The organism is Desulfosporosinus sp. SYSU MS00001 (assembly GCF_049943955.1).
In the GTDB taxonomy this organism is placed as follows: Bacteria; Bacillota; Desulfitobacteriia; order Desulfitobacteriales; family Desulfitobacteriaceae; genus Desulfosporosinus.
The window spans coordinates 345,474-358,847 of record NZ_JBNFTW010000002.1; the positions used below are offsets into that span (position 1 = coordinate 345,474).

Consider the following 13,374-nt stretch of genomic DNA (forward strand, 5'->3'; position numbering starts at 1 on the left):
CCTTCGCCGCTAAGTATTTCTATTGGGAAAGGCGGCTCGGCAATAATGTCTACTGGACATTATTGTATCTGAAGCCTTGATGTTCGGCTTTAGCTGAACGAGTTCACTTTGGAACAGGCATGAGCTTGCTGACAGCCGTGGGGTTATTTCTGATCTTAAAGAAATGGGATAAAAAGGTGTTAAACTTTAATGTAAACCTTCGTAAAATGGGACTTGGCAGTTGGAGTTTAATGAAGAAAGCTTAACGAAGAGAAATTTGCTATAATTATATAAATGCTATAATTATATATAAAGGTAATGTTTGATTATTAGGAGTGAATATGTTTGAATTCGGACAGTAAAAATTTCGATAGTAAGATTATTGCCAAAGAAAACGATAGTCCTATTTGTGATACCGTATGCATTCATCCAGAGGTAATTAACAACTTTGACAATAAACTCATCCTTCATGAGCAGGCTGAAGATTTAGCTGAGTTGTTTAAATCTTTGGCTGACCCGACGCGAGTGAGAATAATCGACGCTCTTGCCAAAGCTGAATTATGTGTCTGCGATTTAGCAGAACTATTAAACTTAAGCCAATCGGCAACCTCTCATCAATTACGTGTACTGCGTGGCAATAAGCTGGTAAAATATCGTCGTGAGGGAAAAATGGTTTATTATGCTTTGGACGACGAACACGTTTTAGGCTTGTATAGCCAAGGGCTTGAACATATTAATGAGCATACAACGACGAAGTAAGAAATACGCAGGAAATCATAGTTAACGATTATCTCTTAAAAGCTATCAGGATAAAATGCATGAAAAAGGGATATTTCAAAAAATCTAACCTTTGCAAACCATTAGGATATTTGCTACTATACATATGAACAAATATTCATATGATAATATGTTTGGATATAAATTAAGTTAAAGAGAGGAGAAAAAAGGTGGCGACAGATAAAATTGCGAATGCTGATCATAAAGAAACCCATAACCATAACAGTCAAGAACGGGTGAACTATCGAATAGAGGGCGAGTTTTGCCCAAACTGTGCTGCCAAGATGGAAAGGGCATTGAGCTCAACAGAAGGAATTGGGGAGACAACAATCAACTTTGCATTAAAGACCGTGCTTTTGCCACCTTCAATGAAGGATCAAGCCCAAAAAATTATGGCGGGGATTGAACCAGGTGTAAAACTGGCAGCAATCCAAGAAGAAAAGACTCTTGAAGAAACTAAAAATAATATCGAAGAACATTTGGATCGCAAGCAGCTGCTGACAATCCTAGTTGCAGCAGTGCTTTTAGCGATTGGGCTGTTGTTTGGTTCACATTGGCATGACAGTAGGCTGGAAGTCCTGGACTATGTGATATACTTGGCTGCCTATCTACTTGTCGGTTTTAAGGTGTTGAAGAAAGCAATACGTAATATTTTTCGGGGAGCGATCTTTGATGAAAATTTCTTAATGGCATTAGCTACGGTTGGAGCCATAGCCATTCATCAACTTTCAGAAGCTGTCGGTGTTATGCTGTTTTATTCTGTCGGTGAACTTATAGAAGGCAGGGCGGCAGATCGTTCCCGCCGTTCCATTAAGTCTTTGCTTAATATTCGTCCGGACTATGCTAATTTGATCAATCAACTTGACGTCACCAAAGTTAATCCGGAAGATGTCTTAGTAGGTCAACAAATTTTAGTCCGTCCTGGAGAGAAAGTTCCGCTCGATGGTGAGATTTTACATGGGAGTTCATTTGTTGATACTTCGGCATTAACAGGGGAGTCTGTTCCGCGTAAGGTGAACGTTGGGGATACAATTTTGGCCGGAATGATTAATAATTCCGGTGCCTTAACGGTTAAAGTTGTTCGCCAATTTGCCGATTCTTCCGTACAAAAAATATTGGATTTAGTAGAGAACGCTAGTTCACGCAAAGCAAATACAGAGAAGTTTGTTACGACGTTCGCCAGGTATTATACCCCCGGTGTTGTGATAGTCGCATTAGGGATTGCTTTAATTCCACCGCTTTTTATGGTTGGAGTTTTCAGCGATTGGTTATATCGGGCTATGACAATTTTAGTTATCTCTTGTCCTTGCGCTCTTGTCATTTCTGTCCCCCTGGGTTATTTTGGAGGGATTGGGGGTGCTTCCAGGCATGGGATTTTAGTAAAAGGAGCAAATTATCTCGAAGCTTTAACCAATGTACGGGCTGTTTTGTTTGACAAAACTGGAACGTTAACAGAAGGGGTCTTCCAAGTTGTTAAAATTGCCCCGGCTCAAGATTTCACGGCAAGTACCCTGCTCGAGTTGGCGGCTAAAGCGGAAGCCCATTCGAATCATCCTATAGCAAAGTCTATTAGAGATAAATATGGGAAGGTTCCTAAGGCTGAAGAAATTGATCAATACCAAGAAATAAGCGGTCAAGGGATTCGGGCAACGATTAATGGCCAATACATCCTAGCGGGGAAAGAAGGACTTATCAAGCAAGCGGGAGTTAAAGTTCCTTCCATTAAAGAAGCAGGAACCTTGGTCCACCTCGCTATTGATGGAGCATATGCGGGTTATATTTTGATAGCTGATCGGGTTAAAGTCGGGTCGCGCGAAACTATTACCCGTCTAAATAATGCCGGGATAAAAACTGTCATGTTAACTGGTGATCAGGAAAAAGTGGCTCAGGTGATAGCAGAAGATTTGCAAATTAGCGAGCACCATTCTAATTTACTTCCAGAGAATAAAGTAGCCTGGTTAGAAAGTTATATAAAGCAGTCCCATAAAGGCAACGTTGTTTTTGTCGGTGATGGGATTAATGATGCTCCTGTTTTAACACGTGCCGATATTGGTGTTGCAATGGGCGGTTTGGGATCAGACGCAGCGATTGAAGCTGCTGACGTGGTTCTGATGGAAGACCAACCTGCTAAACTTATTGATGCCATTGATATTGCACGATATACTAAGAAAATCATTTGGCAAAACATTGCTTTCGCATTAATTATTAAGTTGGGTTTTATCTTTCTTGGAATGTTTGGTATAGCTAATATGTGGGAGGCTGTTTTTGCCGATGTGGGAGTTGCTGTACTCGCTATTCTTAATGCAGCACGCGTTATTAGGTACTCAATTCCCAGTAAAATGACGGAAAATAATATGTATTTAGCAAAGGAACAAGTAATAATACCTTAGAACTATAAAATTGAGATTGGTTTAGTTCTTCGGAAAATTTGCTGCGTTAATTTGTAGAGGCGTTGACTAAGCTTAAAAAGCTTATCGTCAACGCCTCTATTATTAAGAGTATAGGGAATTTCATCTGTTTTTTATAACTTTTTTGTGATTATTCTGGTCGGATTGCCCATACTCTCCTGGAGATTTCTTCGGGGTCAACGGTTATCCGGGCCACGCCGCTGTCCATAGCGGCTTTGGCGACTGCTGCGGCAACGGCCGGGGCAACACGGGGATCGAAGGCCTTCGGAATGACGTAATCAGGATTAAGTTCTTCGTCACTAACTAAGCTGGCAATGGCATAGGCTGCAGCGATTTTCATGGTTTCATTAATCTGCGTGGCGTGAACATCCAGAGCACCTCTAAAGATCCCGGGAAAGGCGGATACATTGTTAACTTGGTTTGGATAATCGGAACGTCCCGTTCCTACCACTTTAGCTCCGGCTTCTTTGGCCAGTTCAGGCATGATTTCCGGAACCGGGTTTGCCATGGCAAAGATGATGGGGTCAGCTGCCATGGATTTAATCATCTCAGGTGTTACGGTATTGGCGGCCGAAACACCGATGAAGATATCAGCATCTACCAAGGCGTCGGCGAGTGTTCCGGCCAGTTTCTGAAGATTGGTTACTTCAGCAATGGCGTCTTTGGATTTATTCATTCCAACAGGGCGGCCTTGATAGATGGTTCCTTTGGTATCACACATAATCACATCTTTAACACCCATACTCATAAGTAATTTAATAATAGCTACACCCGCAGCACCGGCCCCGTTGGTTACCACGCGAATATCATTCAATCGTTTGCCAACAGTTTTAAGTGCATTAATCATACCTGCCATAACAACGATGGCTGTGCCGTGCTGATCATCATGGAAAACGGGAATATTCATTTCCCTTTTGAGACGTTCTTCAATCTCAAAGCAGGCTGGTGCACTGATGTCTTCCAAGTTAATCCCGCCAAAGGTTGGTTCCAAGAGTTTTACCGTCTCAACCACTTGATCAATATCTTCCGTGTTTAAGCAGATGGGGAAGGCATCGACACCAGCAAAGGTTTTAAAAAGTACGGATTTTCCTTCCATGACCGGCAGAGAAGCGGGTGCCCCGATATTCCCTAAGCCAAGAACTGCTGTTCCATTAGAGACTACGGCTACATAATTGCCTTTGTTCGTGTAAACATAGGCTAAGTTTGTATCTTTCTGAATATCTAAACAAGGTTCAGCAACTCCGGGTGAGTAGGCCAGGGATAAATCCCGGCTGCTGCGTACCGGAACCTTGCTGTGCACCTCTAATTTTCCTACATTGCTGCGATGCAGCTCTAAAGCATCTTCTCGTAATGTTCCCATTCAGTAATCTCCTTCTTCTGAAAATTTCACTTATAGTTTGGGGAAATATGATGTTCTACTATTTTCGAAGCCAGCGGTCAAGAGCAAATTTGTTAATTTCGCGGTTTAAGTCCGCCAAGCTCGTGGTGAGAGGTATTTCCTTCGGACAAGCGCGGACACAGTTCTGGGCATTGCCGCAATCGGCAATGCCGCCTTCATCAAGCAGTGGAGCTAACCGTTCGTGTTTATTCATTTCACCGGTAGGGTGAGCGTTAAAGAGGCGGACCTGGGATATTGCCGACGGTCCGATGAATTTTGAGCGGGAATTAACTTGCGGGCAAGCTTCCATACAGCATCCGCAGGTCATACACTTAGACAATTCGTATGCCCACTGGCGTTTGGCTTCGGCCAAACGCGGGCCGGAACCCAAATTGTAAGTTCCATCAATGGGAATCCAGGCATGGACCTTTTTGAGATTGTCGAACATAATTTGCCGATCGACCATTAGATCCCGTACCAACGGAAACTTCGTCAGAGGTTCAAGGACAATCGGCTGCTCCAGCTGGTCGATCAGGGCAGAGCAGGCTTGTTTCGCTTTCCCGTTAATAATCATCGTACAGGCCCCGCAAACTTCTTCTAAGCAGTTACATTCCCAAACAACGGGCGTTGTCTTTTTCCCCGAAGAGGTGACAGGATTCTTTTGAATCTCCATTAAACATGAAATAACATTTAATTTTTCCCGGTAAGGAACATCAAATTCTTCCCAACGGCTTGGCTTATCCGGACCGTCTTGACGATGAATTTTAAAGTGGATTACTTTTTGCTGAGCCATTCTATGTTTCGCCTCCAATGCTCTTAATAATGACGCGGACGTGGTGGAATCAGGGAGACATCGACATCGTCATAACTGATTTTCGGGCCGCTGGGTGTCCAACGGGCGATGGTTGTCTTCAAAAAGTTAACATCATCACGCTCAGGAAATTCCGGTTTATAATGAGCTCCCCGGCTTTCGTTGCGCTTTAGAGCCCCTAAAGTAATAACTCGTGCCAGCTCCAACATATTCCACAACTGCCGGATGAACGTTCCTTCCTGAGTTCCCCATTCAACAGTATCGCTTCTGCCAATGTTATGCCAGCGTTTCATGAGGTCCTGAAGTACAAGGTCGGTTTCTGCCAATTTATCGTTATAGCGAATAACGGTGACATTTAATGTCATAATTTCGCCTAATTCTTTGTGGAGAAGGTAGGGGTTTTCCGGGCCTTTCATGGCCATGACTTTAGTCCATTTTTCATCTTGGAGTTTCTTCTCTTTAAGAAAAGCCGGCTCACTGCCGCTGGGGGTTTTAATCTTGTTTTTCGTAATATACTCCATTACTTTTGGCCCGGCCACCATCCCGCCATAGATTGCGGAAAGCAGAGAGTTGGCCCCTAAGCGGTTTGCACCATGATATTGGTACTCGCACTCTCCCGCAGCAAAAAGTCCGGGAATGTTGGTCATCTGGTTGTAATCAACCCAAAGCCCGCCCATAGAATAGTGAACAGCAGGGAAAATTCTCATAGGTACTTTCTTGGGATCGTCACCAACAAACTTTTCGTAAATTTCCAGGATGCCGCCCAATTTAACTTGTAAGACATTGGGATCAATATGAGACAGATCAAGGTAAACCATGTTTTCCCCGTTAATCCCAAGACCTTTGTTGAAGACGACTTCGTAGATCGCACGGGTAGCGATATCGCGGGGGACTAGGTTTCCATAGTCCGGATACATTTCCTCAAGGAAATACCAGGGCTGCCCGTCTTTGTAGGTCCAGATTCGGCCGCCTTCTCCGCGTGCTGATTCCGACATCAGCCTGAGTTTGTCATCACCCGGAATAGCGGTAGGATGAATCTGAATGAATTCTCCATTGGCATAGTTTACGCCTTGTTGATACAGTGCCGCTGCAGCGCTTCCTGTGCAAATGGAAGAGTTTGTGCTTTTGCCAAAGACTGCGCCCGGTCCGCCGGCGGCGATAATTACCGCATCGCCGGCAAAGGACTCGATACTCATATTCCGCAAGTTCTGGGCAACAATCCCTTTGCATACACCTTCATCAATTACGGCAGAGAGTAGTTCCCACTGTTCATATTTCTGAATCATGCCTTCAACTTCATAACGCCGAACCTGCTCATCAAGTGCATAGAGAAGCTGCTGACCTGTGGTAGCCCCTGCAAAGGCGGTTCTATGAAACTTTGTTCCGCCGAAGCGGCGGAAATCCAGTAGTCCTTCTGAAGTACGGCTAAACATTACGCCCATGCGATCCATCATGTGAATAATTGCCGGTGCCTCATCACACATTGCTTTGACCGGCGGCTGATTTGCCAGAAAATCTCCGCCGTAAACCGTATCATCAAAGTGCAGCCATGTAGAGTCTCCTTCTCCTTTGGTATTAACAGCTCCGTTAATACCTCCCTGAGCACATACTGAGTGTGAACGTTTAACCGGTACTAAAGAAAATAAGTCGACGTGCGTACCGGCTTCGGCCATCTTAATCGTTGCCATTAACCCGGCGAGGCCGCCTCCCACTACGATGACTTTACTCATCCCTGACCCTCCTAATTTTAGTAGTTTACTGGACATCTTCTGTGTGCTTCCTCTGAGGTCTATAGTGATTTTTTAAGGTGGAATGTATAGATTATAGGAATGCTGTTAGGTCGGTTAAACCAACCGCCGACAGCAGTACGAAAACGATCCCTAAAGCATAAGCCAACACTTTTTGGGAATGAGGTCCAATGGTGATTCCCCATGTGATAGCAAAAGCCCATAAGCCGTTAACAAAATGAAAGATTGCCAACAGAACGCCTAGAGCGTAGAAGATCAGTCCATATGGATTACTGACAAAATGTTGGAGCGCTGCGAAACTAGCTTCGCCAAAACGCAGCAGGTAAACGTGAGTAATAATAAAGATGACTGTGTAGATACCAGAAATTCGTTGGATGATATAGAACCAGTTTCTAGCATACTTGTAATCTAAAATATTGCTTTGTCCGGTATAAACTACCAAGGTTCCATACACGGCGTGAACAAGAATGGGAATAAAGATAACGATAAGTTCAACAACAATAATCCCAGGGAAGTTTCGCATGGTACCAATAACTTTGTCATACATTTCCGGCCCCCCGCGGGCCGATAGATTTAGAATCATGTGAAACGTTAAAAACAGCCCGATGGGTACTAGACCTAATAAAGAATGGACTCTGCGAATTAAAAAATGATAAGGTTTTTGTGTTATACTCATAAATCCCGGATCCTCTCCTCTCAATCACTTAATAGCAAAACGCTGTTGATGCGCAAGAGTAATTGCAAGGGATATGCCAAACTAAGAAGAATTAACTTTATTTTCAGAAAATAGTTCAAAAACCATTGTTAAGTCTTATCTGCACTATGTTCAGCCATCCAACAATAAATTTAGAATTATATGTTGGCCAGAGAAACGTTATTTACAAACCCTTCGTAAACCAAAAAAATTCTAGTTTTTAGAATTTGGTGATGATAAATTCTAAAAACTAGAAACACAATTGAAATTCAATTAAAATTCGACGAGCGAAATTTGACATACGAATATAAGTAACAAACTAAAAAACAAACTAAAAAACAAACTAAAAAATAAACTTAAAACATATGAATACGTTAAATGACATACTTAAAGAATATTGCTTATTTTAAGTCAGGCATTGTTTTTAATTTATTATAAAGAGTTGCCAAAGAAATCTTTAAAGCCTTAGCCGCTTGTTTTTTTCCCTCTGCGGAGTCGCCGTAATGGTTTAAGGCCAAACGGATCATTTGCTTCTCCATTTGCTCAATGGGCATGATAGTTTCGCAAACAGGTTCCTGGGCAGCCGGTGACTCGGAATTTAAGAGATTAAGGATTGATTTGTGGCTGATTAATTCCTCCTCGGCGGTTACCATGGCTCTTTCCATGACATTTTGAAGTTCCCGTATATTGCCTGGCCAGTTGTAATTGAGCAAAAGTTCTTCGGCATGGCCGGTTAAGCCGACAACGCGCTTGCCAAATTTACGGTTAAATTTTACGATGAGGGAATGAACATAGGCCGGAATGTCTTCTTTGTGATTGCGCAGCGGCGGCAAGCGCAGTTCCAGAACATTGAGCCGGTAATAAAGATCCTCACGAAAATCGCCTCGTTTGGCCATTGCCAGCAAATTTCGATTGGTAGCGGCAATAACGCGAACATCCACTTTAATCGTTTGGGTTCCCCCAACCCGTTCGAACTCCATATCCTGTAAAACGCGCAGTAGTTTGGCTTGTAAATAGGGATTCATATCACCGATCTCGTCCAAGAAAATGGTTCCTCCGTTGGCTAACTCCATTTTTCCAAGCTTTGTTTTTAAGGCTCCTGTAAAGGAGCCTTTTTCATGTCCGAAAAATTCACTTTCCAGCAGAGTCTCAGGGATTGCCGCGCAGTTCACCTTAATAAAAGGCTTGTCAAAACGTAAGCTTGCGCTATGGATGGCATGAGCAAATAGTTCTTTTCCTGTGCCGGATTCTCCGGTGATGAGTATTGTCGAATTGCTTTTCGCTGCTTTTCGGGCTAAATTTAAGGCGCTTTCAAATTCAGGGTGACTGCCGATTAAATCATCGAAGGTATAGGAACTGGTAGAGATTTGATTAATGCGGCTTCGCAGATCATCAATCACCTGATTGGAAGCTTTAAGTTGTTCCATTAACTTATAAATGTCTGTCAGCGGCTGGAAGACCACGACGGCCCCTTCCATTTTGCCGTCAACTATAATTGGTGATGCATTGGACATAACTTCAACAATGGAGCCCCCGACTTGTGCTCTGTGGGCGAATACGGATTCATGCGTCCGCAAAGAGCGTGCCAGGGCACCGTTGGGAGAGACCTCAAAAATATTGCTGCCAATTCTTTCACCCGCCGGAATTAAGGTAACCCGACTAAAGGAGGGGTTGACATATTTAATCTTCCCGTCAATTCCTGCGACTTCAATGGCTTCCTGGACGGAGTTTAAAATCGTATCCAGTTCTCCTTTTAACCGTTTGATTTCCGCGAGCTTTTCTGTTTCTTCGATGATATACATCATAAGATTTGCGCCTTGTGCTTCAACTAAAGCGCTGGACTTGGCCTTTTGACGTTCTAGATGTTCTTGTACCTCTGGACTGCCGGTTGCTTCAATAATGACGTCGAGATTGGGAACCTTCAGAAATGCCTCAAGGGTCATGCAGGTTGCCACACCTTCCAACCTAGCCATTTCCATTCCGGCATTCTTATTTATACGATCACAAACGACAATGATCTCAATATTGTCAATCTTGCGCAGGGTCTTATAAACCGTTGTTCCACCCTGTCCCATACCCACAATACCAACTCTTACCTTATGAGCCATCGACGACACTCCATTCTGGATTTTAGATATTAGAATATTCGCTTTATTCTTTGGATTCCCTGTTAAGTTATTTAATTTTTAGGAATTTATTGTTAACGAAGAAAGCGACCCTTCTGAGTTACTTTATTTCTAATATCTTAATCTAATTTTTAGAATCTGGAATTCAGTTCTCTCTGATTTCGAGGAGAGAAGTCTATAGAAAAGCATGGCGTTAGGTCTTTTCATACATAATAGAATATTCTAATAATTGGCACAATTATTGCAAAATGATTATGACAAGAAAAACTATTTTAAGGTCTCTGCATCAGTTTTTATAGTTTGAGCGATGCGGTGATAGAAAGGAGTCTGAGGAAAACGAAATTGAGGGAATACGCAATATGGGGGGAAGAGAGTGAAGGAAATTCAAGTGGCAGAAATCATTTTAGCAATTGAAAAACTTTGTATAGAGTCAAACTATAACCTCGGCGTCGATATCATGCGGGGATTTCAAAAGGCATTGCGGGATGAGCGCTCACCTTTAGGTGCTGCGGTCTTGGAACGTTTGATTGAAAACGCCAAAGTTGCTGAAGAGGAAAGAGTTCCAATGTGCCAAGATACTGGAATGGCGATAATTTTTGTTGAAGTCGGGCAAGATTTGCACATTGTCGGTGGTCTCCTAACGGAGGCTATTGATGAAGGAGTGCGCCGCGGTTATGAAAAAGGATATTTACGCAAATCCGTCGTGAAAGATCCTTTTGACCGGATCAATACAGGAGATAATACACCGGCAATTATTCACTATGATATCGTTCCGGGCGATTCTATGCGCCTGATAGTGGCGCCGAAAGGGTTCGGCAGTGAAAATATGGGCGGCTTAAAAATGTGTAAGCCTTCTGAGGGCCTAGAAGGTGCCATGCAGTTTGTTGTAGACACGGTCGATCGAGCGGGTGGAAATCCTTGTCCCCCAATTATTGTGGGAGTTGGGGTAGGGGGAACCATGGAAAAAGCAACTTTCCTTGCTAAAAAGAGCTTGCTGCGGGAAGTCGGTAGACATAATCCGGAAGAGCGTCTGGCGAGAATTGAGGAGGAGTTACTAAATCGAATTAATCGGCTGGGCATTGGCCCTCAAGGGTTTGGCGGAGTGACTACAGCCCTTGCTGTCAACTTAGAGGTCTGTCCCACTCATATCGCCGGGATGCCGGTCGCGGTCAACATTGGCTGTCATGCAACTCGCCATAAAGAAATTGTTTTGCAAGGAAGGATAGGCAAATGAACGAAGCTCTGCGGATTGAAACTCCTCTTACCCTGGAAAAAATCAAAGGCTTGATGGCAGGGGATAATGTCTTAATCAGCGGTGTAATCTATACCGCGCGAGATGCGGCCCATAAAAAAATGGTCGAGGCTTTGGAGCAAGGTGTTGACCTTCCTTTTCCCTTGGACGATCAGATTATCTACTTCGTAGGACCGACACCTGCTAGAGAAGGACAAGTGATTGGCTCGGCGGGTCCGACAACAAGCGGACGGATGGATGCCTATTCTCCCAAGTTAATTGCAAAAGGGTTAAGGGGAATGATTGGCAAAGGGTTGCGCTCTCAAGGGGTCATTGATGCCATGAAAGAACATGGTGCCGTGTATTTCGGGGCCATAGGGGGAGCAGGAGCCATTATCTCGAAATGCATCATTTCAGCTGAAGTCATTGCCTATCCTGAACTGGGAACAGAGGCGGTACGACGCCTAACCGTCAAAGATTTTCCGGCAATTGTGGTCATCGACCATTGTGGCAACAATCTCTACGAAATAGGGAAAGAACAATATCGAAAACCGTGACTTTCTCATCTATTAAACCACTCGTAGAAAGGAGTTTAGCAGAACCATGAAGAAAAACAATTATCGTCATTTCATTATGGGTATGATCGTCTTCATGACCGTGGTAAACTATATCGACCGAGGAGCAATATCCTACGCTCAAAAGGACATTATCTCTGCATTTGGTTTAAATGCCAAATCATGGGGAGAAGTTCTTGGATATTTTGGTTACGGTTATATGTTCGGAGCTCTATTTGGCGGTGCCCTATCCGATAAAAAAGGGCCGAAGTTTGTTTGGCTGCTGGCCGGCAGTTTTTGGTCCATCTTTGAAATTTGTACTGCCTTCGCTGGAAATATTGGCTTAGCGGTCCTAGGTGGATCGGCTCTGGCTGGATTTGGAATTTTCCGTGTCTTATTTGGTCTGTCGGAAGGTCCCCTTTTCTCAACGATGAACAAAACGATGGCTAACTGGGCCGCACCTCATGAAAAAGGGTTCGCCACTTCCTTAGGATTACTCGGTGTGCCGGTTGGCGCCGCGCTCACAGCTCCTGCAGCAGTTGCCCTGTTATCAGTATTTAACTGGCAAGTAACCTTCGTACTTCTAGGATGTTTGGGCTTGATTTGGGTAACTGTCTGGTCAAGGGTCTTTACAAACTTGCCTGAAGACCACCCAAAGGTTACAAACGGTGAATTAGAAATTATTCGTTCCAAGAAATCATTACTTGCTAACGAAACTGGGTTTAATCAAGACTCAAATGTCAAATGGTATCATTTCTTTAGTAACCCGACATTAATCTTCAATGCAGTTGGCTATTTCGCATTTCAATACGTTAACTTCTTAATTCTTACTTGGACTCCTAAATATTTACAAGATGTGTTTCATTACAATTTGAGTTCTCTGTGGTATTTAGGTATGATTCCATGGTTAGGGGCTATTCCAACTGTTATTTTAGGCGGAAAAATTTCTGATTACCTGCGCGGAAAAACCGGCAGTTTAAGAATAGCCCGTTCCGGTTTAGCTGTGGTTTCCCTGTTATTCACCGCAATTTGTTTTCTGCTGATTCCTTACGTTCATACAGCATCAGCCGTGCTTACCTTAATGGCTGTGGGGAATGCCTTTAATTTCTTGCCCAATTCCGTATATTGGACTGTTATCTTGGATACCGAACCGAACAGAGCCGGTGTCTTCGGCGGAGTGACTCACTTCTTTACAAATATTGCAACAGTGCTTGCTCCAACCTTGACAGGTGCTTTGGTCTTAAGCTACGGTTATCCCTCAATGTTTAAAGCAGCTATGGTTGCAGCACTCGTTGGAATGATCGCCATGGTTTTCGTAAAACCGGGGAAAAAAGCGGCAATCGGCAAAGGATTTGGTCAAGCCGCTAAATAATAATTAAAACGATAACAAGAATCCTCGTGCAGACGGGGGTTCTTAGTTTTTTTGAAGATTTATTTTGCTGGGCAAACACCGAACAAGTTTCTTGTGGAATATTATGGAATGTAATCATTACGAGGAGGGAAATTTAAAATGTATCATTATGTACGCAGAGGCGAAACGCTTCATATAATTGCTAACAACTATGGGACACACGTTCATCGTCTGATAGCATTAAATCCTCAAATTTGTAATCCTAACCGAATTTACCCTGGCGAAAGAATTAGAGTTCGCTAATCGACCAAAAGGAG

General features: G+C 43.4%; 11 protein-coding genes. 6 read left to right on the forward strand and 5 right to left on the reverse strand.

Features of this window, described 5'->3' with window-relative positions:
- Positions 1-357 precede the first annotated feature (357 nt).
- A complete protein-coding gene (locus tag ACPUYX_RS05030; RefSeq protein WP_426378907.1) occupies positions 358-738 on the forward strand; it encodes an ArsR/SmtB family transcription factor in 381 nt (126 codons plus the stop codon).
- A gap of 188 nt (positions 739-926) precedes the next feature.
- On the forward strand, positions 927-3,146 hold the full coding sequence (locus ACPUYX_RS05035; RefSeq protein ID WP_426378614.1) for a heavy metal translocating P-type ATPase: 2,220 nt from the start codon (positions 927-929) through the stop codon (positions 3,144-3,146).
- Positions 3,147-3,294: 148 nt separating this feature from the next.
- Here ACPUYX_RS05035 and ACPUYX_RS05040 read toward each other — a convergent pair whose 3' ends face one another.
- The 5 genes from ACPUYX_RS05040 to ACPUYX_RS05060 all read right to left on the reverse strand — a co-directional run bounded on the left by ACPUYX_RS05040 (position 3,295) and on the right by ACPUYX_RS05060 (position 9,903).
- On the reverse strand, positions 3,295-4,524 hold the full coding sequence (locus ACPUYX_RS05040; RefSeq protein ID WP_426378616.1) for an NAD(P)-dependent malic enzyme: 1,230 nt from the start codon (positions 4,522-4,524) through the stop codon (positions 3,295-3,297).
- A gap of 58 nt (positions 4,525-4,582) precedes the next feature.
- Positions 4,583-5,335 carry a succinate dehydrogenase iron-sulfur subunit gene (gene sdhB / locus ACPUYX_RS05045; protein ID WP_426378617.1) on the reverse strand — a complete coding sequence of 251 codons (753 nt, stop codon included), beginning with the start codon at positions 5,333-5,335 and terminating at the stop codon, positions 4,583-4,585.
- 23 nt (positions 5,336-5,358) lie between these two features.
- A complete protein-coding gene (gene sdhA / locus ACPUYX_RS05050) occupies positions 5,359-7,083 on the reverse strand; it encodes a succinate dehydrogenase flavoprotein subunit (protein WP_426378618.1) in 1,725 nt (574 codons plus the stop codon).
- Positions 7,084-7,174: 91 nt separating this feature from the next.
- Positions 7,175-7,777, reverse strand: coding sequence for a succinate dehydrogenase cytochrome b558 subunit (locus tag ACPUYX_RS05055; protein ID WP_426378619.1), 603 nt, complete (start codon positions 7,775-7,777; stop codon positions 7,175-7,177).
- 419 nt (positions 7,778-8,196) lie between these two features.
- Positions 8,197-9,903, reverse strand: coding sequence for a sigma 54-interacting transcriptional regulator (locus ACPUYX_RS05060; RefSeq protein WP_426378620.1), 1,707 nt, complete (start codon positions 9,901-9,903; stop codon positions 8,197-8,199).
- Between the two features lie 391 nt (positions 9,904-10,294).
- On the opposite strand from ACPUYX_RS05060, the gene ACPUYX_RS05065 reads away from it, so the two are divergent.
- The 4 genes from ACPUYX_RS05065 (at position 10,295) to ACPUYX_RS05080 (ending at position 13,360) form a co-directional block, all read left to right on the forward strand.
- Positions 10,295-11,155, forward strand: coding sequence for a fumarate hydratase (locus tag ACPUYX_RS05065; protein WP_426378621.1), 861 nt, complete (start codon positions 10,295-10,297; stop codon positions 11,153-11,155).
- Positions 11,152-11,709: a Fe-S-containing hydro-lyase gene (locus ACPUYX_RS05070; RefSeq protein WP_426378622.1), complete on the forward strand. Its 558-nt coding sequence runs from the start codon at positions 11,152-11,154 to the stop codon at positions 11,707-11,709. Before ACPUYX_RS05065 ends, ACPUYX_RS05070 begins: the two co-directional genes overlap by 4 nt.
- 46 nt (positions 11,710-11,755) lie before the next feature.
- Positions 11,756-13,078: an MFS transporter gene (locus ACPUYX_RS05075; protein WP_426378623.1), complete on the forward strand. Its 1,323-nt coding sequence runs from the start codon at positions 11,756-11,758 to the stop codon at positions 13,076-13,078.
- Positions 13,079-13,216: 138 nt separating this feature from the next.
- Positions 13,217-13,360, forward strand: a complete 144-nt coding sequence (locus ACPUYX_RS05080) for a LysM peptidoglycan-binding domain-containing protein (RefSeq protein ID WP_426378624.1) — start codon at positions 13,217-13,219, stop codon at positions 13,358-13,360.
- Positions 13,361-13,374: the final 14 nt, after the last annotated feature.